Below are 20,846 nucleotides of genomic sequence, written 5' to 3'. Positions count from 1 at the left end.
CCCCACGGCCCCGAGGTGACCACCCATGCACATCCGCCCCGCCGACTCCTTCCCGTACGAGACCACCCACGAGGACGTCCGCATCCCCCTCGCGGACGGCCAGAGGCTCTTCGCCCGGGTATGGCGCCCGCTCACCGACGAGCCCGTCCCCGCCCTCCTCGAATACCTCCCGTACCGCCTCAGCGACTGGACCGCGCCCCGGGACTGGCAGCGGCATCCCTGGTACGCGGGCCACGGCTACGCCTCGGTACGGGTGGACGTGCGCGGGCACGGCAACAGCGAGGGGCTGCCCGGCGACGAGTACGACGCCACCGAGCTGGCCGACGGGGTGGCCGTCATCGAGTGGCTGGCCGCGCAGCCCTGGTGCGACGGGCGGGTCGGGATGTTCGGCATCTCCTGGGGCGGCTTCAACAGCCTCCAGCTCGCCGCCCTGCGCCCCGAACCGCTCAAGGCGGTCATCACCGTCTGCTCCGCCGACGACCGCTACGACAACGACGTCCACTACATGGGCGGCTCCGTACTCGCCGTGGACATGCACGCCTGGGCGGCCACCATGCTGGCCTTCACCTCCCGGCCGCCGGACCCGGTGTACGCGGGCGAGGGCTGGCGCGAGCAGTGGCTGACCCGGCTGGAGGCGGTCGAGCCGTTCATCCACACCTGGCTGACCCATCAGACCCGGGACGACTACTGGAAGCACGGCAGCGTCTGCGAGGACTACGGGGCGATCGACGCGGCCGTGCTCGCGGTGGGCGGCTGGCACGACCCGTACCGGGACACCGTGCTCCGCCTGGTCGAGCACCTGCCCCACGACCGGGTACGCGGGATCATCGGCCCCTGGTCGCACCAGTACCCCGACCGGGGGCTGCCGCCCGGCCCGGCGATCGGCTTCCTCCAGGAGACCCTGCGCTGGTGGGACCACCACCTCAAGGGCGAGGACACCGGGATCATGGCCGAACCGCTGCTCCGCTCGTACATCAGCGAGTCCCACCCGCCGGCCACCGTCTACCGCGAGCTGCCCGGCCGCTGGGTCGGCGACGACGCCTGGCCCTCGCCGAACGTCACCCCGCTCACCTACGCCCTCCAGGGCGAGCCGGTGCTGGTCCGCTCCCCGCAGCGCACCGGGCTGGACGCGGGCCGCTTCTTCCCGTTCGGCAACGAGGCCGACCTGCCGCCCGACCAGCGCGACGAGGACGCCCACTCGGCCTGCTTCGACTTCCCGGTCCCCGAGGACGGCGAGCCGATCGAGGTCCTGGGCCGGGCGGCGGTCAGCCTCAACCTGCGCCCGGACGCCCCGCGCGGCCAGGTCATCGCCCGGCTCTGCGATGTGGCGCCGGACGGCTCCTCCACCCTGGTCACCCGGGGCGCGCTGAACTTCTCCGCCCGCCGGGGCCGCGACCAGGCCGTCCCGTGCGAGCCCGGCGTCAACGACACCTTCGCCTTCGAGCTGAACGGCATCGGCCACACCTTCCCGCCCGGCCACCGGGTGCGGCTCGCGGTCTCCTCCGCGTACTGGCCGTGGATCTGGCCCCAGCCGGACGCGGCCGGCTTCACCCTGGACCCGGTCGGCAGCACCCTGGAGCTACCGGTGCGCGCCCGTACCGCCGCCGACGACGACGCCACCGCGCCCGCCGCCCGCCGGATCACCTTCCCCGCCCCCGAGCAGGCCGAGCCGCTGGGCGTCAGCCACCCGGTCACCCTGGACGAGCAGCGGCCCGAGCGGCTGGTCGTCCGGGATGTGGCCAAGGGCGAGTGGCGGCTGGAGGTCGACCCGCGCTACGGCGGGACCCGGGTCTACCCGGACGGCCTGGAATTCACCGAGGACGCCCTGGAGACGTACACCATCCAGGAGGACGACCCGCTGACCGCCCGCACCCGCTCCGACTGGAAGATCCGCCTCCACCGCCCGGAGCTCGGCTGGGACGTCACCGTGGACACCCGCTCGGAGATCTCCTGCGACGCCACCCACTTCATCACCGCCGACGAGGTGATCTGCGCCGAGGGCACCGAGGTGCTGTTCCACCGCACCTGGGAGAAGCGCATCCCGCGCACGGCGGGCTGAGCCCCCTCTCATCACGCTCGCCGGCACCCACTCTCTCCGGATATCGGACACCCTTATCCGTACACCGGACGAACTCCTCCCCCACACCGCCGCTGGAACGTCACCCTGCCGTCGTAACGTGTCCCCCACGACCCGTGGAAAGCGAGGCAAGCACCGATGCCCGAGCAGAGCCCGCTCGACCTGGCCGAGGGCGACCCCTTCGGCCCGCACAACCTCCCCTACGGAGTGTTCTCCACCGCTTCCGAGCCCGAGCGCCGGCGGCTCGGCGTCCGCATCGGCGACCACGTCCTGGACGCGGGCGCGGCCGCGCACGCGCTCGGCTCCCCGTACGCCGCGCTGCTCGCCCAGCCCAGCCTCAACCCGCTGCTCGCCGCCGGCCGCACCGCCTGGCGCGACGTCCGCCGGGCGCTCACCGCCTGGGTGACCGTCCCCGCCCACCGCCCCGACATAGAGCCGCTGCTCCACCCGCTCGCCGAGGTCACCCTGCACCTCCCCTACGAGGTCGCGGACTACGTCGACTTCTACGCCTCCGAGCACCACGCCACCAACGTGGGCCGCATCTTCCGCCCGGACGGCGAGCCGCTCACCCCCAACTGGAAGCACCTGCCGATCGGTTACCACGGCCGCTCCGGCACCGTCGTGGTCTCCGGCACCGAGGTCACCCGCCCCTCCGGCCAGCGCAAGCCCCCCGCCGAGCCCACCCCCGTCTTCGGGCCCTCCATCAAGCTGGACATCGAGGCGGAGGTCGGCTTCCTGGTCGGCACCCCCTCCACCCTCGGGACGCCCGTCCCCCTCGCCGACTTCCGCGACCATGTCTTCGGCCTCTTCCTTCTCAACGACTGGTCCGCCCGGGACATCCAGGCCTGGGAGTACGTGCCGCTGGGCCCGTTCCTCGGCAAGTCCTTCGCCACCTCGGTGTCCGCCTGGGTGACTCCCCTGGAGGCCCTGGACGCCGCCCGCACCGCGCCGCCCGCCCGGGACTTCCCGCTGCTCCCCTATCTCGACGACTCCGCCGAGGACGAGCCCGGCGGCTTCGACCTCCACATCACCGTCGCCATCAACGGTGAGACCGTCGCCGAGCCGCCCTTCTCCACCATGTACTGGACAGCGGCCCAGCAGCTCGCGCATATGACCGTCAACGGCGCCTCCCTCCGTACCGGCGACCTCTTCGGCTCCGGCACGGTCAGCGGCCCCGAGACCCACCAGCGCGGCTCGCTCCTCGAACTGACGTGGAACGGCCAGGAGCCCATCGAGCTCACCACCGGCAAGCGCGCCTTCCTGGAAGACGGCGACGAGGTCACCTTCACCGCCTGGGCCCCCGGCCCGGACGGCGTCAAGGTCGCCCTCGGAGAGGTCACCGGCCGCATCACCCCCACCCACTGAGCACAGGCCGAAGGGGCGCCCCGGGATCATCCACCGGTCCCAGGGCGCCCCCTTTTTCCTCTTGGGTCACACGGCCCGCCACAGCGCCGGAGTGGTCGACGGCTCCCATCCCCGTATCGCCGTATGGCCGATCAGGCAGGCGTACGTCCGCCCGCCGTGGGTCACCCGGTCACCGGCCCGGTACGCCGTCCCCACCGCCCACGCCTTGGCGGTCGGCGTCGGGGTGGGCGTCGGATCGGGCCCCGGGCCGGGCGTCTGCGGCACATCCAGCACGAAGTCGAACGACGCCTCCTTCCCGCCCCCGCCCCCCACGTCCCGGACCGCCATCAGCAGCCGCGCGTCGAAGATCGGGTCGGTGTTGTTGCGCGGCTCGCCCGGGAAGTACAGCTGCGTCGTCAGCACCGGACGGCCCGGCGCCTGCAACTTCACATGGATGTGCCGCGTCCGCCCCGGATAGAGCCCCGGCACGATCGTGCTGAGCGTGAACTTCCCGCCCGCGTCCGTAAACTGGTGCCCCCGGAAGCGGAACCCGGTGTTGTCGTACGCCCCGTTGTCGTCCGCCTGCCAGAAGTCGAGCAGTACGCCGCCCAGCGGCAGGCAGGCCCGCCCGAACACATACCCGCTCACGGTCAGCCGGGTGCCGACCGTGCCCGGCTCCACCAGCGAGGTCCGCAGCGGTGAGTTGGGCTTGAAGTACGGCCCCTCCGTCTGCGGCGGCGTCGGGTCGTCCCCGTCGTCGCACTCCGGCGTCAGCTCCGGCTCCACCCCGTTGCTCCGAGCGGTCCGCGCCAGCGCCGGAACCCCCATCAGCAGCACCGGCGCCGCCACCGAGGCGGCCACCGCCGCCCGCAGCACCGCCTTCCGGCTGGGCCGCCCGCGCTCGGTCGGGGTGTGGTCCATGGGGCCCGTGGGGTCCATCTCGCCATCCATGCCTGCTCCTTGTCCAGGGGGCGTCGGGATCGCTGACGAACCTAGGGGCGCGGCCCGGGGCGGGCGATGGACTCACTCCGCCGTTCATGGTGAATCCCCCGGCCCTCACCACCCTTCACGCATGCCGCCGACGTCCACCCCCCGCCGGAAATCCCCCGGACTGACCCCCGTCTCCCGCCGGAAGAACCGGCAGAAGTACGCCGGGTCGCTCATCCCCGTCCGCAGCGCCACCTGCCGTACCGTCAGGTCCGTGCACGCCAGCAGCCGCTTGGCCTCCCCCACCCGGGCCTCCCGGATCAACTCCCCCGGCGTCCGCCCGGTGGCCGCCTTCACCGCCTCGGCCAGATACCCGGCGCTCACCCCCAGCGCGTCCGCGCACCCCCTCACCGACCAACCCGCCGGATCACCCCCCGCGAGCAACCGCCCGAACCCCGTCGCGACCCCCACCGACCGCGCCCCCGCGCCCCCTTCCGGTACGAAGGGACCGGCCAGCCTCGCCGCCCGCACCACCAGGATGTGGAGCAGCGCCCGCAGCACCGTCGCGAACCCCTCCGCACCCCGCCGGAACTCCTCCTGCAACTCCCCCACCAACCGCCCCGCCCACACCTCCGCGGCCCCGTCCAACCCCAACCACGGCCGCTCGGCCGCCAACCGCCCCAACACCTCCCGGTCATCCGCGTACTCGACCAGGAAGTGCTCCGTGAACAGGATGACCGTCCCCTCCAACCCGCTCACCCCCTCCCAGTGGTGCACCTGCCCCGGCGCCACCACCCCCAGATGCGGGGGCTCCAGCGGATGCCGCTCCAGCTCCACCACATGCGTCCCGCTCCCGGCCGTGACATGCACGATCTCGTAGAACGTGTGCCGGTGCGGAAAGTCCGCGTACGCCTCCGGCCCGTACCCCTGAAACGTCCCGATCTTGAACGGCAGCACGTTGGGCATCGGCACCTCCAGCCGATGCATCGGCATCTCCCCGCCCACCGGTAACGGCGTCACGGTCCCCGGCGCCACCGTCGCTCCCCGCATCCCGCCCACACCCCTCCCGCACCTCTTGTCAGGTCCATACCAGGATGGCGCACCCGCAGCCCCGGGGTCACCGCCAATCCGGCCACCCGGCGGGCGCCTCACTCCAGGCAGTGCACCCGCAGCTCCGGCAGGGGCGGGGCGAAGGTCAGCCCGTTCTCGTCCATGGCGTTGAAGACGCCGATCCGGCCGCCGGGGAAGACGAAGCTCACCTCCACGTTGCCGTGAGCGGGTCCGGGCCCCGTCCACTCCAGCAGCTCGACGCGGTGGAGCACCGAGCCGCACAGCGCCTGGAGCTCGGGGAGGGGGTCCGGCCGCCACTCCCGTACGAAGTCGGCGCCGGGCCAGCGCACCGGTCGGCGCGGGTCGATGGTGGACCAGGTGACGGAGAGGTCGTCGAACGTGTTGTGCACCAGCTCGACCCGCTGTCCGTCGAAGTCCAGCAGCACCGGGCAGTCGGCGAACCACCGGTCCTCTTCCAGGTCCCAGACCAGCCAGGTACGGGTCAACGGGCGGCCCACCAGGGCACCGAGGCGGTGGCCGTGCCCGTGCCTCAGGTCACGTACGCCCTCCCGCCACTCGGGCTGGAAGCCCTCGATTCCGAAGTCGAATGCGCAGTCGAACACCCGGTCAGTCTGCCTGGTCGGTCTGACCGGCCGGCCTGCCCGGTCGGTCAGGACGTCGTCTGACGGGGCGCTCCTGCGGTGCGCGGTCGGCCGGGCCCCGCCGTCCGGTCGATGAGCCGCATCGTGACACGTCCTACTGACTCCCTCCCCCGGGCGATGGCCGGTTGTCTGCCCAACCGGTTGACCGCCCGGCTGTACGCGGCTTGGCTCCGGCCCGGGGCACCGGCCGCTGGGGGCGGTGCGCGCGGGGCGCCGTGGGGTGCCCCGCGGCGGAGGAGGGGGACCGTATGCGGCACGTCACGCTCACCGGCAGGAGAAGCCGGAGGGGCCGAGGGACGCGTGCGGCGGTGGCCGTCCTGGTCGGTGCCGGTCTGGTCGCGGGCGTGCTCGCCCCCGGCTCGGCCACGGCCCGCTCGGTGGGCGCCAGCACGACGGAGCGGGTCAGCCTCGGCGCGGGCGGGGTGCAGGGGAACGGGCCCTCGTACGCCGTCGACGTCAGCCCCGGCGGGCGGACGGTCACGTTCCTGTCCGAGGCCGACAATCTGGTGCCGGGGGACACCAACGGGCTCGCCGACATCTTCGTCCGCTCCCTGGCCACCGGGCGGATCGAGCGGATCGACCTCGGCCGGCCGGGCGCGGACCCGGTGTCGGCGTCCGTGAGCGCGGACGGGCGGACCCTGGTCGTGGAGGTGTACCACCGCGATCCGGGCACCGGAGAGCTACGGGACGAGCTGCTGGTGCACGACCGCCGTACCGGCCGGACCCGCCCGCTGCTCCCGGAGAACCCCACCACGGCGGGCTCCGGCCAGGCCGTGATCAGCGCCGACGGGCGGTTCGTCGCCTTCCAGTCGGCCCGCTCCGATCTGGTGCCGGGTGACACCAACAGGGTGGCCGACATCTTCGTGCGCGACCTCCGGCGCGGTACGACCCGGCGGGTGAACGTCTACAGCGACGGCACCCAGGCCGCACGGGCCGCCGCCTCGCCGACGATCAGCGCGGACGGCCGCCGGGTGGGCTTCAACTCCCGTACGGACCTCGCGGCCCCGGTGCCGGATGAGCCCGATGAGCCCGCGGGCCGTGAGGCGCGCAAGCCGCGCTCGTACCCGATGTTCGTGCACGATCTGCGCACCGGCCGGACCGTCGCCGCCAGCGTGTCCCTGGACGGCACCAGCGCGGGGGCCACCGGCCCCTCCCTCAGCGAGGACGGGCGCTACGCGGTCTTCGCCTCCACCTACACCGATCTGGTGCCGGGTGACACCAACGGCCAGAGCGATGTCTTCCTCCGCGACCTCGCCCGGCACACCACCACCCGGATCAGCCTCGCCCCCGGCGGCGCCCAGGCCGAGGGCGGCCCCAGCCACCTCGGTCAGCTCTCCGCCGACGGGCGCACCGTGGTCTTCGAGTCCGCCGCGGGCAACCTGGCGTCCGATGACACCAACGACGGCTACGACCTGTTCGCCCGGGATCTGCGCACGGGCACGGTGGAGCTGCTGACCAGGTCCGTGGACGGCCCCTTCACCGGGTGGACCGGGTCCGTCGCGCTGGATGCCCGGGCCCGCACGGTGGTCTTCGACTCGGAATCGGATCGGCTGGTCGCCGGGGACAGCAACGGCGCCTCCGATGTCTTCGCGGTGCACCGCCGGCGCTGAGGAGTGCTTCGACGGCGCCGCCATACGAACGGACGACGGGGCACCCCGGTGAGGGGGTGCCCCGCCGTCGGCGGTCGGGGGCGGGCTAGCGGACGAAGGTGCCGGCCGAGCCGGCCAGGTCCAGGAAGTACTGGGGGGCCAGGCCCAGGACCAGGGTGACGGCCACGCCGACGCCGATGGCGGTCATGGTGAGGGGGGAGGGAACGGCGACGGTGGGGCCCTCGGGCTTCGGTTCGCTGAAGAACATCAGCACGATGACCCGGATGTAGAAGAAGGCCGCGATGGCGGAGGCGATGACGCCGACGACGACCAGGGCGCCCGCGCCGCCTTCCGCCGCCGCCTTGAAGACGGCGAACTTGCCGGAGAAGCCGGAGGTCAGGGGGATGCCGGCGAAGGCCAGGAGGAAGACGGCGAAGACGGCGGCCACCAGGGGGGAGCGGCGGCCCAGGCCGGCCCACTGGGAGAGGTGGGTGGCCTCGCCGCCGGCGTCGCGGACCAGGGTGACCACGGCGAAGGCGCCGATGGTCACGAAGGAGTAGGCGGCCAGGTAGAAGAGGACGGAGGAGACGCCCTCGGGAGTGGCCGCGATGACACCGGCGAGGATGAAGCCGGCGTGGGCGATGGAGGAGTAGGCGAGCAGCCGCTTGATGTCGGTCTGGGTGATCGCGACCACCGCGCCGCCCAGCATGGTGACGATGGCGACGCCCCACATGACGGGCCGCCAGTCCCAGGTGAGGCCGGGGAGCACCACATAGAGCAGGCGGAGCATGGCGCCGAAGGCGGCGACCTTGGTGGCGGCGGCCGTGAAGCCGGTGACCGGCGTCGGGGCGCCCTGGTAGACGTCCGGGGTCCACATGTGGAAGGGGACGGCGCCGACCTTGAAGAGCAGGCCCGTCAGCAGGAGGGCGAAGCCGATGAGGAGCAGGACGTCGTTGCCCATGGTGGAGGCGAGCGCCGGGTCCACGTCGGTGACGGCGCCGTCCACCACGTCGGCGATCCGGGCGTAGGAGACCGAGCCCGCGTAGCCGTAGAGCAGGGCGATGCCGAAGAGGAGGAAGGCGGAGGAGAAGGCGCCCAGGAGGAAGTACTTGACGGCTGCTTCCTGGGACATCAGGCGCTTGCGGCGGGCCACCGCGCAGAGGAGGTAGAGGGGGAGGGAGAAGACCTCCAGGGCGATGAAGAGGGTCAGCAGGTCGTTGGCGGCCGGGAAGACCAGCATGCCGGCGACCGCGAACAGGGCGAGCGGGAACACCTCGGTGGTGGTGAAGCCCGCCTTGACGGCCGACTTCTCGTGCTCGCTGCCGGGGACGGCGGCCGCCTCGGCGGCGAAGGAGTCGACCCGGTGGCCGTGGTGGGCCGGGTCGAGCCGCCGCTCGGCAAAGGTGAAGACGGCGACCAGGGCGGTGAGGAGGATGGTGCCCTGGAGGAAGAGGGCGGGGCCGTCCACGGCGATGGCGCCCATGGCGGCGATCCGCGCCTGGGTGGAGGCGTGGCCGGAGGCGGCGAGGCCCACGGTGGCGGCGAAGGCGGCGGCGAGGCCGACCACGGCGAGGAAGAGCTGGGCGTGGTAGCGGGCCCGGCGGGGGACGAACGCCTCCAGCAGGATGCCCAGCACGGCGGCGCCGACCACGATCAGGATGGGCGCCAGCTGGGCGTACTCGATGGTGGGGGCGGGGATCTTGTCGACCGGTTCGGCGGCCGTCGTCCACAGGCTGTGGACGGCGGGGGCGCTCAGGACGGCTGCGGTGCTCACTTGGCCGCCTCCACTTCGGGCCGGGGGTCCTGCTGCTGGACGTCGGACATGGTGTGCCGTACGGCGGGGTCGACGATCTCGGTGAGGGGCTTGGGGAAGACGCCCAGGAGGACGAGGAGGGCGATGAGGGGGGCCACCACCGCCAGTTCGCGGGCTTTGAGGTCGGGGAGGGAGCGGACCTCGGGCTTCACCGGGCCGGTCATGGTCCGCTGGTAGAGGACCAGGACGTAGAGCGCGGCGAGCACAATGCCGACGGTGGCGACGATCCCGGCCGCCGGATAGCGGGCGAAGGTGCCGACCAGCACCAGGAACTCGGAGACGAAGGGGGCCAGGCCCGGGAGGGAGAGGGTGGCCAGGCCGCCGATCAGGAAGGTCCCGGCCAGGATCGGGGCGACCTTCTGGACGCCGCCGTAGTCGGCGATCAGACGCGAGCCCCGGCGGGTGATCAGGAAGCCGGCGACCAGCATCAACACGGCGGTGGAGATGCCGTGGTTGACCATGTAGAGGGTGGCGCCGCTCTGGCCCTGGCTGGTCATCGCGAAGATGCCCAGGATGATGAAGCCGAAGTGGGAGATCGAGGCGTAGGCGACCAGGCGCTTGATGTCGCGCTGGCCGACCGCGAGCAGGGCGCCGTAGATGATGCTGACCAGGGCCAGGACCACGATCACCGGGGTGGCCCACTTGGATGCCTCGGGGAAGAGCTGGAGGCAGAAGCGGAGCATCGCGAAGGTGCCGACCTTGTCCACGACCGCGGTGATGAGGACGGCTACAGGGGCGGTGGCCTCGCCCATGGCGTTGGGCAGCCAGGTGTGCAGCGGCCAGAGCGGGGCCTTGACCGCGAAGGCGAAGAAGAAGCCGAGGAAGAGCCAGCGCTCGGTGTTGGTGGCCATGGTGAGGTCACCGGCGGCGCGGGCCTCGGCGATCTCGGTGAGGGAGAAGTTCCCGGCGACCACGTAGAGGCCGATGACGGCGGCGAGCATGATCAGGCCGCCGACCAGGTTGTAGAGGAGGAACTTCACCGCCGCGTAGGAGCGCTGGGCGGCGGCGTTCTCGTCGCTGCCGCTGTGCGCGCGGTCTCCGAAGCCGCCGATGAGGAAGTACATCGGGATGAGCATGGCTTCGAACAGGATGTAGAAGAGGAAGACGTCGGTGGCCTCGAAGGAGAGGATCACCATCGCCTCGACGGCCAGGATCAGGGCGAAGAAGCCCTGGGTGGGGCGCCAGCGGCGGTTCGACTGCTGGTCCGGGTCGGCGTCGTGCCAGCCGGCCAGGATGACGAAGGGGATCAGCAGCGCGGTGAGCGCGATCAGCGCCACCCCGATGCCGTCCACGCCCAGTTCGTAGCGGACGCCGAAGTCGGCGATCCAGGCGTGGGATTCGGTGAGCTGGTAGCGGGCGCCGCCCGGGTCGAAGCGGACCGCAACGAGCGCGGCCAGCCCCAGGGTGGCCAGCGAGAAGACCAGCGCCAGCCACTTGGCGGCGGTGTGCCGGGCGGCGGGGACGGCGGCGGTGAGCACCGCGCCGAGCGCCGGGAGGGCGGCGGTTGCCGTCAGCAGGGGGAAGGACATCGGGTCACACCCCCCTCATCAGCAGGGTCGCGGCGATGAGCACCGCCGTACCTCCGAACATCGAGAGCGCGTAGGAGCGGGCGAAGCCGTTCTGCAGCTTGCGCAGCCGGCCGGAGAGTCCGCCGACGGAGGCGGCGGTACCGTTGACCACCCCGTCCACCAGGGAGTGGTCCAGATAGACCAGGGAGCGGGTGAGGTGCTCGCCGCCGCGGACCAGGACGACGTGGTTGAAGTCGTCCTGGAGCAGGTCGCGGCGGGCGGCCCGGGTGAGCAGCGAGCCGCGCGGGGCGGTGACCGGGACCGGCTTGCGCCCGTACTGGGCGTAGGCGATGCCGGCGCCGATGAGGAGGACCACGACGGTGGCGGTGGTGATCACGGCGGCGCCGACCGGCGGGTGGCCGTGCTCGAACCGGGTGACCGGCTCCAGCCAGTGGACGAAGGAGCTGTTGAAGGAGAACAGGGCGCCCGCGAAGACCGAGCCGAAGGCCAGCACGATCATCGGGACCGTCATGGACTTGGGGGACTCGTGGGGGTGCGGCAGTTCGCCGGGGTGGTGGTCGGCGGAGGGCTCGACGTCGGTGGCGGCGTCCGCCGCCGGGGCGGGCTGCCAGCGCTTCTCGCCGAAGAAGGTCATCAGCATCACGCGGGTCATGTAGTAGGCGGTGATGCCGGCGCCCAGCAGGGTGACCGCGCCGAGGATCCACCCCTCCGCGCCGCCCTTGGCGAACGCCGCCTCGATGATCTTGTCCTTGGACCAGAAGCCGGAGAGCCCCGGGAAGCCGATGATCGCCAGATAGCCGAGGCCGAAGGTGACGAAGGTGACGGGCATGTACTTACGCAGGCCGCCGTACTTGCGCATGTCGACCTCGTCGTTCATGGCGTGCATGACCGAGCCCGCGCCGAGGAACAGCCCGGCCTTGAAGAAGCCGTGGGTGACCAGGTGCATGATGGCGAAGACATAGCCGATCGGGCCCAGTCCGGCGGCCAGCACCATGTACCCGATCTGCGACATGGTCGAGCCGGCCAGCGCCTTCTTGATGTCGTCCTTGGCGCAACCGACGATCGCACCGAAGAGCAGGGTGACCGCGCCGACCACGACCACCACCAGCTGGGCGTCCGGGGCGGCGTTGAAGATCGCGCCGGAGCGGGTGATCAGATAGACGCCGGCGGTGACCATGGTGGCCGCGTGGATCAGGGCCGAGACCGGGGTCGGGCCCTCCATCGCGTCCCCCAGCCAGGACTGCAGCGGTACCTGAGCGGACTTGCCGCAGGCGGCCAGCAGCAGCATCAGCGCGATGGCGTTGAGGGTCCCCTCGCCCGCGCCGTCCAGCTCCTGGAACACCGGCCCGAAGGTGAAGGTGCCGAAGGTGGTGAACATCAGCATGATCGCGATGGAGAGGCCGATGTCGCCGACCCGGTTGACCAGGAAGGCCTTCTTGGCGGCGGTGGCGGCCGAGGGCTTGTGCTGCCAGAAGCCGATCAGCAGGTAGGAGGCGAGGCCCACACCCTCCCAGCCGAAGTACAGCAGCAGGTAGTTGTCGGCCAGGACGAGGAGCAGCATGGCCGCGAGGAAGAGGTTGAGATAGCCGAAGAAGCGGCGGCGGCGCTCGTCGTGCTCCATATAGCCGATGGAGTAGACGTGGATGAGGGTGCCGACACCGCTGATCAGCAGGACGAAGGTCATCGACAGCTGGTCGAGCTGGAAGGCGATGTTCGCCTGGAAGCCTTCCACCGGGACCCAGGCGAACAGGGTCTGGTAGAGGGCGCGTTCCTCGGCGCCCCGGCCCAGCATGTCGAAGAAGAGCACCGCCCCGATGACGAAGGAGGCGGCGGCCAGCACGGTGCCGAGCAGATGCCCGTACCGGTCCAGCCGGCGGCCGCCGCACAGCAGTACGGCCGCTCCCAGCAGAGGCGCCGCGACGAGCAGCGCGATCAGGTTCTCCACGTTTCAGCCCCTCACAGCTTCATCAGGCTGGCGTCGTCGACCGAGGCCGAGTGGCGGGAACGGAACAGCGACACGATGATCGCCAGCCCGACGACGACCTCCGCGGCGGCGACGACCATCGTGAAGAAGGCGATGATCTGGCCGTCGAGATTGCCGTGCATCCGGGAGAAGGCGACGAACGCGAGGTTGCAGGCGTTGAGCATCAGCTCCACGCACATGAACACCACGATGGCGTTCCGCCGGATGAGCACCCCGGTCGCGCCGATGGTGAACAGCAGCGCGGCCAGATACAGGTAGTTGACGGGGTTCACTGGTCCTTCTCCTCCTCGTGCGCCCGGCCCCGGCGGGCGGTGCCCGCGGGGGCGGGACGGCGGCCGAGGCGGTCCTCGGACCGCTGCTCCAGCGCCGCAAGGTCGTTCAGCGCCTCGATGGAGACATCGCGGACCTGGCCGCGGGCGCGCAGGGTCTGGCTGACGGTCAGCTCCGAGGGGGTGCCGTCCGGCAGCAGTCCGGCGACGTCCACCGCGTTGTGCCGGGCGTAGACGCCGGGGGCCGGCAGCGGCGGCAGGTGCCTGCCCTCGCGCACCCGGCGCTCGGCCAGCTCCCGCTGGGTGGCGGCCTTCTCGGTGCGCTCCCGGTGGGTGAGGACCATCGCGCCGACGGCGGCGGTGATCAGCAGGGCGCCGGTGATCTCGAAGGCGAAGACGTACTTGGTGAAGATCAGGGCGGCCAGGCCCTCGACATTGCCGCCGGCGTTGGCGGTGCCCAGGCCGTTGGAGGCTCCGAGCGAGGCCCGGCTGATGCCGGCGATCAGCAGGGCGCCGAAGCCCAGCGCGCAGAGCGCGGCCAGCCAGCGCTGGCCCTTGATGGACTCCTTCAGCGAGTCGGCGGCGGTGACGCCGACCAGCATGACCACGAAGAGGAAGAGCATCATGATCGCGCCGGTGTAGACCACGATCTGCACGATGCCCAGGAAGTAGGCCCCGTTGGCGAGGTAGAAGATCGCCAGGATGACCATCGTGCCGGCCAGGCAGAGGGCGCTGTGCACGGCCTTCCGCATCAGGATGGTGCACAGGGCGCCGACCACGGCGATGGTGCCGAGGATCCAGAACTGCACGGCCTCGCCGGTGGAGGTGGTGGAGGCCGCGAGCGCCACGGTGTCGGAGGCGGCGAGCGAGAGGGAGTCGGTGGCGGCGCTCATGACCCGATCACCTTCCTCGACGCGGGCTCGTCCTCGCCGAAGTCGGCCGCGGCCTCCTGCGGCTTGGCGTCCACGTCCTTGGAGACGGCCTGCTGCGGGACGGTGCCCGGGGCGGCCTCGGTGACCAGGCCCCGGTAGTAGTCCTGCTCGTCCATGCCGGGGAAGATGGCGTGCGGGGAGTCGACCATGCCCTCCTCCAGGCCCGCCAGCAGCTGCTCCTTGGTGTAGATCAGGTTCTGCCGGGAGCTGTCGGCGAGCTCGAACTCGTTGGTCATGGTGAGCGCGCGGGTGGGGCAGGCCTCGATGCACAGCCCGCACAGGATGCAGCGGGCGTAGTTGATCTGGTAGACCCGCCCGTACCGCTCGCCCGGCGAGTACCGCTCCTCCTCGGTGTTGTCCGCGCCCTCGACGTAGATCGCGTCGGCCGGACAGGCCCAGGCGCACAGCTCGCAGCCGACGCACTTCTCCAGCCCGTCCGGGTGCCGGTTGAGCTGGTGGCGGCCGTGGAAGCGCGGCGCCGTGGTCTTCTGCTGCTCCGGGTACTGCTCGGTGAGCCGCTTCTTGAACATGGCCTTGAAGGTCACGCCGAAGCCGGCGACCGGGTTCTGGAAGTCGCTATCGGACACCGTCAGCCTCCTTTCCGTCACTCTCCGTACGAGTATCGGGGCCACCACTGACAATCAGTTCCCGGTCCCCCCGCGGACGGCGCCGCGGGACCGGTGGGAGGGTCTGCCCGGGCAGCGGCGGTACGGGGTAGCCGCCGGCCATCGGGTCGAAGGCGGCCGGGTCGGCCTCGGCCTCCTCACCCTTGCCGCGCCCCCGGTCGCGGAAGGCGTCCGCCACGAAGGACAGCAGCAGCACGGCGAGGACCGCCCCGCCCACGTAGAGCACGATCTCGGTGAAGTCGTAGTTCTCGTTGCGTAGCGCCCGCACGGTGGCGACCAGCATCAGCCAGACCACCGAGGCCGGGATGAGCACCTTCCAGCCGAGCTTCATCAGCTGGTCGTAGCGGACCCGGGGCAGGGTGCCGCGCAGCCAGATGAAGAAGAAGAGGAGCAACTGCACCTTGAGGGTGAACCAGAGCAGCGGCCACCAGCCGTGGTTGGCGCCCTCCCAGAAGCCGGAGATCGGCCAGGGGGCGCGCCAGCCGCCGAGGAAGAGGGTCGCCGACACCGCGGAGACCGTCACCATGTTCACGTACTCGGCGAGCATGAACATCGCGAACTTGATGGAGCTGTACTCGGTGTTGAAGCCGCCGACCAGGTCCCCCTCGGACTCCGGCATGTCGAACGGGGCCCGGTTGGTCTCGCCGACCATGGTCACCACATAGATGATGAAGGAGACCGGCAGCAGCACGATGTACCAGCGGTCGGCCTGCGCCTCCACGATGGTGGAGGTCGACATCGAGCCGGAGTAGAGGAACACCGAGGCGAACGCGGCGCCCATGGCGATCTCGTAGCTGATCATCTGCGCGCAGGAGCGGAGCCCGCCGAGCAGCGGGTAGGTGGAGCCGGAGGACCAGCCGGCCAGCACGATGCCGTAGATGCCGACCGAGGCGACCGCGAGGATGTAGAGCATCGCGATCGGCAGGTCGGTGAGCTGCATCGTGGTGCGCTGGCCGAAGATCGAGACCTCGTTGCCGGCCGGGCCGAACGGGATGACCGCGATCGCCATGAACGCCGGGATGGCGGCCACGATCGGCGCCAGGACGTAGACCGCCTTGTCCGCGCGGCGGACGATCACGTCCTCCTTCAGCATCAGCTTGACGCCGTCGGCGAGCGACTGGAGCAGTCCCCAGGGGCCGTGCCGGTTGGGGCCGACGCGCAGCTGCATCCAGGCGACCACCTTGCGCTCCCACACGATGGAGAACAGCACGGTGACCATCAGGAAGGCGAAGCAGAAGACCGCCTTGACGGCCACCAGCCACCAGGGGTCGCGGCCGAACAGGGAAAGATCCTCAGCGGCCAGGATGTACGGCCCGGTGTACGGACTCAGGGACGGGCTCATTCCTCCACCTCCGTGGGGCCCGCGGGGGCGGGGGCGGCCGGGGCGATACGGACCAGCCGGCCGGGTACGGCTCCGGTGTCGGAGAGCACCCCGCCACCGGTGGACCGCAGCGGCAGCCACACCACCCGGTCCGGCATCTCGGTGATGTGCAGCGGGAGTTCCACGGAGCCGGCCGGGCCGCTGACGGCGAGCAGGTCGCCGTGCTCGACGCCGGTCTCGGCGGCGGTGGCGGCCGACAGCCGTACCACCGGGGCCCGCCGGGTGCCGGCCAGCGCCTCGTCGCCCTCCTGGAGCCGGCCGAGGTCCAGCAGCATCCGGTGCCCGGCGAGGACGGCCTCGCCCTCCCCGGCCCGGGGCAGCGGTACGGCGGACTCGGACGGCCCGGCCGAGGCGGCGCCGTCCCAGGGGCCGAGCCGGTCCAGTTCGCGGCGGATGGTGCGCGCGTCCGGCAGCCCGAAGTGCACGTCCATGGCGTCGGCCAGCATGTGCAGCACCCGGGCGTCGGTCGGCGGCAGCGCCCGGGTCAGCTGCTCGGGCTTCAGCGCGGCCTCGAACATCCGCACCCGGCCCTCCCAGTTGAGGAAGGTGCCCGCCTTCTCGGCCACCGCGGCGACCGGGAGGACCACGTCCGCCCGGTCGGTGACCTCGCCGGGCCGCAGCTCCAGCGAGACCACGAAGGCCGCGTCCAGCGCCTCGCGGGCGCGGGCCGGGTCGGGCAGGTCGGCCACGTCCACGCCGCCGACCAGCAGCGCGCCCAGCTCACCGGTGGCGGCGGCCTCCACGATCTGGCCGGTGTCCCGCCCGTAGCCGGTGGGCAGTTCGCGTACGCCCCAGGCCAGCGCCACGTCCTCGCGGGCCCGCGGGTCGGTGGCCGGGCGTCCGCCGGGCAGCAGCGCCGGGATGGCGCCCGCCCAGAGCGCGGCCCGCTCACCGGCCCGGCGCGGGATCCACACCAGGGCGGCGCCGGTGGCGGCGGCGGTGGCCACGGCGGCGGTCAGCGCGCCCGGCACCCCGGCCAGCCGCTCACCGACCACGATCACCGCGCCCTCGGCCCGTAGCGCCTCGGCGGCGGCCGTCCCGGACTCCTCAAGACCGTCCCGGGTGGCCAGCGCGTCCAGCCACTCGGTCTCGGTGCCGGGCGCGGCCGGCAGCAGGGTGCCGCCCGCCTTGGCCAGCCCGGGGGTGGCGTACGCGGCGAGGGCGAAGGTCTTCTGCCCGTGCTTGCGCCAGGCCTTGCGCAGCCGCAGGAAGACGCCGGGCGCCTCCTCCTCGGCCTCGATGCCCGCCAGCAGGACGGCCGGGGCCTTCTCCAGGGCGGTGTAGGTGACGCCGAGCCCGTCCAGGTCGGTGCCGTGCGCGGCGACCTGGGCGGCCAGGAAGTCGGCCTCCTCGCCGCTGTGCACCCTCGCCCGGAAGTCGATGTCGTTGGTGTCCAGCGCGACCCGGGCGAACTTGGCGTAGGCGTAGGCGTCCTCGACGGTCAGCCGGCCGCCGGTGAGCACTCCCGTGCGGCCCCGGACCAGCCCGCGGGCGGCCACCTCCAGTGCCTCCGGCCAGGAGGCGGGGGCGAGCACGCCGTCCGCTCCCCGTACCAGGGGGGTGGTGAGGCGGTCGCGCTGCTGGCCGTACCGGAAGGCGAAGCGGCCCTTGTCGCAGATCCACTCCTCGTTGACCGCCGGGTCGTCGGCGGCCAGCTTGCGCATGACCTTGCCGCGGCGGTGGTCGGTGCGGGTGGCGCAGCCGCCGGCGCAGTGCTCGCAGACCGAGGGGCTGGAGACCAGGTCGAAGGGGCGGGAGCGGAAGCGGTAGGCGGCCGAGGTGAGGGCGCCGACCGGGCAGATCTGGATGGTGTTGCCGGAGAAGTACGACTGGAAGGGGTCGCCCTCGCCGGTGCCGACCTGCTGGAGGGCGCCGCGCTCGACCAGCTCGATCATCGGGTCGCCGGCGACCTGGTTGGAGAAGCGGGTGCAGCGGGCGCAGAGCACACAGCGCTCGCGGTCCAGCAGCACCTGGGTGGAGATCGGCACCGGCTTCTCGTAGGTCCGCTTGCGGCCCTCGAAGCGGGAGTCGGACCGGCCGTGCGAGACGGCCTGGTTCTGCAGCGGGCACTCGCCGCCCTTGTCGCAGACCGGGCAGTCCAGCGGGTGGTTGATCAGCAGCAGCTCCATCACGCCGACCTGCGCCTTCTCGGCGACCGGCGAGGTGAGCTGGGACTTGACCACCATCCCGTCGGTGCAGGTGATGGTGCAGGAGGCCATCGGCTTGCGCTGGCCCTCCACCTCCACGATGCACTGGCGGCAGGCGCCGGCCGGGTCGAGCAGCGGGTGGTCGCAGAACCGGGGGATCTCGATGCCGAGCTGCTCGGCGGCCCGGATGACCAGGGTGCCCTTGGGTACGGAGACCTGGATGCCGTCGATGGTCAGGGTGACCAGGTCCTCGGGCGGGACGGCGGCGGCGCCGCCCCCGGCGGGGTTGGACGTCGTGACCGTCATGCCGTCACCTCCGGAGTGGGGCCGTGGGGGTTGTCGGCCCAGGCGGTGGACTTCGCCGGGTCGAAGGGGCAGCCGCGGCCGGTGATGTGCTGCTCGTACTCCTCGCGGAAGAACTGGAGCGAGGAGAAGATCGGCGAGGCGGCGCCGTCGCCGAGGGCGCAGAAGGACTTGCCGTTGATGTTGTCGGCGATGTCGCCCAGCTTGTCGAGGTCGCTCATGGCGCCCTTGCCGGCCTCGATGTCGCGCAGCAGCTGGACCAGCCAGTAGGTGCCCTCGCGGCAGGGGGTGCACTTGCCGCAGGACTCATGGGCGTAGAACTCGGTCCAGCGGGTGACGGCCCGCACCACGCAGGTGGTCTCGTCGAAGCACTGGAGGGCCTTGGTGCCGAGCATGGAGCCGGCGGCGCCGACGCCCTCGTAGTCCAGCGGCACGTCCAGGTGCTCGTCGGTGAGGAGCGGGGTGGAGGAGCCGCCGGGGGTCCAGAACTTGAGGCGGTGGCCGGGGCGGATGCCGCCGCTGAGGTCGAGCAGCTGGCGCAGGGTGATGCCGAGCGGGGCCTCGTACTGGCCGGGCGAGGCGACATGGCCGCTGAGCGAGTAGAGCGTGAAGCCGGGGGACTTCTCGCTGCCCATGGAGCGGAACCAGTCCTTGCCGCGGTGCAGGATCGCGGGAACGGAGGCGATGGACTCGACGTTGTTCACCACGGTGGGGCAGGCGTAGAGGCCGGCGACCGCGGGGAAGGGCGGCCGCAGCCGGGGCTGGCCGCGGCGGCCCTCCAGGGAGTCGAGCAGCGCGGTCTCCTCGCCGCAGATGTACGCGCCGGCGCCGGCGTGCACGGTCAGTTCGAGGTCCAGCCCGCTGCCGAGGATGTCGGAGCCGAGGTAGCCGGCCGCGTAGGCCTCCCGTACGGCCTCGTGCAGCCGGCGCAGTACGGGGACGACCTCGCCGCGCAGGTAGATGAAGGCGTGCGAGGAGCGGATCGCGTAGCAGGCGATCACGATGCCCTCGATGAGGGAGTGCGGGTTGGCGAAGAGGAGCGGGATGTCCTTGCAGGTGCCGGGCTCGGACTCGTCGGCGTTGACGACCAGGTAGTGCGGCTTGCCGTCGCCCTGCGGGATGAACTGCCACTTCATCCCGGTGGGGAAGCCGGCGCCGCCGCGGCCGCGCAGTCCGGAGTCCTTGACGTACGCGATGAGGTCGTCCGGCGTCATGGCGAGGGCCTTCTTCAGGCCCTCGTAGCCGTCGTGGCGGAGGTAGGTCTCCAGGGTCCAGGCGTCGGGCTGGTCCCAGAACGCCGACAGGACCGGTGCCAGCAGCTTGTCGGGGCTGTGGGTCTCGGTGGCCACGGTCATCACTCCCCCTCCTCGGCGGTCGGGCTGGCGGCCGGGTTGCTCGGGTCGGAGGCCGAGGTCGGCTGGGAGCCCTCGTGCGAGCTGAGGTGCTCGCGGTTCGGGGTGGTCTTCGCCGGGTCGTCCGGCTGGGAGGGCGGTACGGCGTCGTCCGGTGCGGCCGGGCGGGGGTGGACCACCCGGGCGGGGGCGGTCTCGCCCTTGGCCAGGCGCAGGCCGACCAGCGAGGCGGGTCCGGCGCCGCCGGTCGCGGCGACCGCGCCGGGGCGCTGGTCGGGGAAGCCGGCCAGGATGCGGGCGGTCTCCTTGTACGTGCAGAGCGGGGCGCCGCGGGTCGGCTCGACCGGGCGGCCGGCGCGCAGGTCGTCCACCAGGGCGCGGGCCGACTCCGGGGTCTGGTTGTCGAAGAACTCCCAGTTGACCATCACCACCGGGGCGAAGTCGCAGGCCGCGTTGCACTCGATGTGCTCCAGGGTGACCGCGCCGTCCTCGGTGGTCTCGCCGTTGCCGACGCCCAGGTGCTGCTTGAGCTCGTCGAAGATGGCGTCGCCGCCCATCACCGCGCAGAGGGTGTTGGTGCACACCCCGACCTGGTAGTCGCCGGAGGCCTTGCGCCGGTACATGGTGTAGAAGGTGGCCACCGCGGTGACCTCGGCGGTGGTCAGGCCCAGCAGGTCGGCGCAGAACCGCATCCCGGTGCGGGAGACGTAGCCCTCCTCGGACTGCACCAGGTGCAGCAGCGGCAGCAGCGCGGAGCGGCTGCCGGGGTAGCGGGCGATGACCTCCCTCGCGTCCGCTTCGAGCCGGGCCCGGACCTCGGCCGGGTACTCGGGGGCCGGGAGCTCCGGCATCCCGAGGCTC

At 72.1% G+C, this 20,846-nt stretch carries 16 protein-coding genes; 3 read left to right on the top strand and 13 right to left on the bottom strand.

Going from position 1 to position 20,846, the window contains the following annotated elements:
* Positions 1 to 25: 25 nt before the first annotated feature.
* The gene (locus M1O15_RS23245) at positions 26 to 2,059 is read left to right on the top strand and encodes a CocE/NonD family hydrolase (protein WP_248636075.1); all 2,034 of its coding nucleotides are present in this window, start codon (positions 26 to 28) and stop codon (positions 2,057 to 2,059) included.
* A gap of 156 nt (positions 2,060 to 2,215) precedes the next feature.
* Positions 2,216 to 3,442, top strand: a complete 1,227-nt coding sequence (fahA, locus tag M1O15_RS23240) for a fumarylacetoacetase (protein ID WP_248636074.1) — start codon at positions 2,216 to 2,218, stop codon at positions 3,440 to 3,442.
* A gap of 66 nt (positions 3,443 to 3,508) precedes the next feature.
* On the opposite strand, the gene M1O15_RS23235 is transcribed toward fahA, so the two are convergent.
* The 3 genes from M1O15_RS23235 to M1O15_RS23220 all read right to left on the bottom strand — a co-directional run bounded on the left by M1O15_RS23235 (position 3,509) and on the right by M1O15_RS23220 (position 6,021).
* Positions 3,509 to 4,372 carry a dioxygenase family protein gene (locus M1O15_RS23235; protein WP_372499561.1) on the bottom strand — a complete coding sequence of 288 codons (864 nt, stop codon included), beginning with the start codon at positions 4,370 to 4,372 and terminating at the stop codon, positions 3,509 to 3,511.
* 105 nt (positions 4,373 to 4,477) lie between these two features.
* Positions 4,478 to 5,335: a helix-turn-helix transcriptional regulator gene (locus M1O15_RS31500; protein ID WP_282577141.1), complete on the bottom strand. Its 858-nt coding sequence runs from the start codon at positions 5,333 to 5,335 to the stop codon at positions 4,478 to 4,480.
* A 161-nt stretch (positions 5,336 to 5,496) separates the two neighbouring features.
* Positions 5,497 to 6,021 carry a hypothetical protein gene (locus M1O15_RS23220; RefSeq protein ID WP_248636073.1) on the bottom strand — a complete coding sequence of 175 codons (525 nt, stop codon included), beginning with the start codon at positions 6,019 to 6,021 and terminating at the stop codon, positions 5,497 to 5,499.
* Between the two features lie 287 nt (positions 6,022 to 6,308).
* Between M1O15_RS23220 and M1O15_RS23215 the strand changes: the two genes are divergently transcribed.
* Positions 6,309 to 7,670: a TolB family protein gene (locus tag M1O15_RS23215; protein ID WP_248636072.1), complete on the top strand. Its 1,362-nt coding sequence runs from the start codon at positions 6,309 to 6,311 to the stop codon at positions 7,668 to 7,670.
* Positions 7,671 to 7,755: 85 nt separating this feature from the next.
* On the opposite strand, the gene nuoN is transcribed toward M1O15_RS23215, so the two are convergent.
* From nuoN to nuoE, 10 genes are read right to left on the bottom strand one after another with little or no spacing between them, the layout of a single operon-like run.
* Positions 7,756 to 9,405 (bottom strand): NADH-quinone oxidoreductase subunit NuoN, encoded by a 1,650-nt coding sequence (gene nuoN / locus M1O15_RS23210; protein ID WP_248636144.1) that lies wholly within the window; start codon positions 9,403 to 9,405, stop codon positions 7,756 to 7,758.
* Between the two features lie 14 nt (positions 9,406 to 9,419).
* A complete protein-coding gene (locus M1O15_RS23205) occupies positions 9,420 to 10,991 on the bottom strand; it encodes an NADH-quinone oxidoreductase subunit M (protein ID WP_248636071.1) in 1,572 nt (523 codons plus the stop codon).
* Between the two features lie 4 nt (positions 10,992 to 10,995).
* Positions 10,996 to 12,936 (bottom strand): NADH-quinone oxidoreductase subunit L, encoded by a 1,941-nt coding sequence (gene nuoL, locus M1O15_RS23200; protein ID WP_248636070.1) that lies wholly within the window; start codon positions 12,934 to 12,936, stop codon positions 10,996 to 10,998.
* Between the two features lie 11 nt (positions 12,937 to 12,947).
* Positions 12,948 to 13,247, bottom strand: a complete 300-nt coding sequence (gene nuoK, locus M1O15_RS23195) for an NADH-quinone oxidoreductase subunit NuoK (protein ID WP_004927567.1) — start codon at positions 13,245 to 13,247, stop codon at positions 12,948 to 12,950.
* Positions 13,244 to 14,137 carry an NADH-quinone oxidoreductase subunit J gene (locus M1O15_RS23190; RefSeq protein WP_248636069.1) on the bottom strand — a complete coding sequence of 298 codons (894 nt, stop codon included), beginning with the start codon at positions 14,135 to 14,137 and terminating at the stop codon, positions 13,244 to 13,246. The genes nuoK and M1O15_RS23190 overlap by 4 nt, the downstream gene beginning before the upstream one ends.
* Complete coding sequence (nuoI, locus tag M1O15_RS23185; protein WP_248636143.1) at positions 14,134 to 14,769, bottom strand: NADH-quinone oxidoreductase subunit NuoI; 636 nt, start codon at positions 14,767 to 14,769, stop codon at positions 14,134 to 14,136. Before nuoI ends, M1O15_RS23190 begins: the two co-directional genes overlap by 4 nt.
* Positions 14,753 to 16,144: an NADH-quinone oxidoreductase subunit NuoH gene (gene nuoH, locus M1O15_RS23180; RefSeq protein ID WP_248636068.1), complete on the bottom strand. Its 1,392-nt coding sequence runs from the start codon at positions 16,142 to 16,144 to the stop codon at positions 14,753 to 14,755. Before nuoH ends, nuoI begins: the two co-directional genes overlap by 17 nt.
* Positions 16,141 to 18,636: an NADH-quinone oxidoreductase subunit G gene (locus M1O15_RS23175; RefSeq protein WP_248636067.1), complete on the bottom strand. Its 2,496-nt coding sequence runs from the start codon at positions 18,634 to 18,636 to the stop codon at positions 16,141 to 16,143. Before M1O15_RS23175 ends, nuoH begins: the two co-directional genes overlap by 4 nt.
* Entirely contained in the window at positions 18,633 to 19,988 is a 1,356-nt protein-coding gene (gene nuoF / locus M1O15_RS23170) for an NADH-quinone oxidoreductase subunit NuoF (RefSeq protein WP_248636066.1), read from the bottom strand. Before nuoF ends, M1O15_RS23175 begins: the two co-directional genes overlap by 4 nt.
* The gene (nuoE, locus tag M1O15_RS23165) at positions 19,988 to 20,836 is read right to left on the bottom strand and encodes an NADH-quinone oxidoreductase subunit NuoE (protein WP_248636142.1); all 849 of its coding nucleotides are present in this window, start codon (positions 20,834 to 20,836) and stop codon (positions 19,988 to 19,990) included. The genes nuoF and nuoE overlap by 1 nt, the downstream gene beginning before the upstream one ends.
* Between the last annotated feature and the right edge of the window lie 10 nt (positions 20,837 to 20,846).

This window comes from Streptomyces lichenis (assembly GCF_023218175.1).
Taxonomy (GTDB): Bacteria; Actinomycetota; Actinomycetes; order Streptomycetales; family Streptomycetaceae; genus Streptomyces; species Streptomyces lichenis.
Note: the sequence above shows the minus strand (reverse complement) of the source record. Positions and strands in the feature narration are given on the sequence as shown.

Bases quoted from the DNA above. Each gene is read 5' to 3' on its own strand.
- M1O15_RS23245 (WP_248636075.1), top strand. From the start codon at position 26: ATGCACATCCGCCCCGCCGACTCCTTCCCGTACGAGACCACCCACGAG.
- fahA (WP_248636074.1), top strand. From the start codon at position 2,216: ATGCCCGAGCAGAGCCCGCTCGACCTGGCCGAGGGCGACCCCTTCGGC.
- M1O15_RS23235 (WP_372499561.1), bottom strand. From the start codon at position 4,372: ATGGATGGCGAGATGGACCCCACGGGCCCCATGGACCACACCCCGACC.
- M1O15_RS31500 (WP_282577141.1), bottom strand. From the start codon at position 5,335: ATGCATCGGCTGGAGGTGCCGATGCCCAACGTGCTGCCGTTCAAGATC.
- M1O15_RS23215 (WP_248636072.1), top strand. From the start codon at position 6,309: ATGCGGCACGTCACGCTCACCGGCAGGAGAAGCCGGAGGGGCCGAGGG.
- M1O15_RS23205 (WP_248636071.1), bottom strand. From the start codon at position 10,991: ATGTCCTTCCCCCTGCTGACGGCAACCGCCGCCCTCCCGGCGCTCGGC.
- M1O15_RS23190 (WP_248636069.1), bottom strand. From the start codon at position 14,137: ATGAGCGCCGCCACCGACTCCCTCTCGCTCGCCGCCTCCGACACCGTG.
- nuoH (WP_248636068.1), bottom strand. From the start codon at position 16,144: ATGAGCCCGTCCCTGAGTCCGTACACCGGGCCGTACATCCTGGCCGCT.
- M1O15_RS23175 (WP_248636067.1), bottom strand. From the start codon at position 18,636: ATGACGGTCACGACGTCCAACCCCGCCGGGGGCGGCGCCGCCGCCGTC.
- nuoF (WP_248636066.1), bottom strand. From the start codon at position 19,988: ATGACCGTGGCCACCGAGACCCACAGCCCCGACAAGCTGCTGGCACCG.
- nuoE (WP_248636142.1), bottom strand. From the start codon at position 20,836: ATGCCGGAGCTCCCGGCCCCCGAGTACCCGGCCGAGGTCCGGGCCCGG.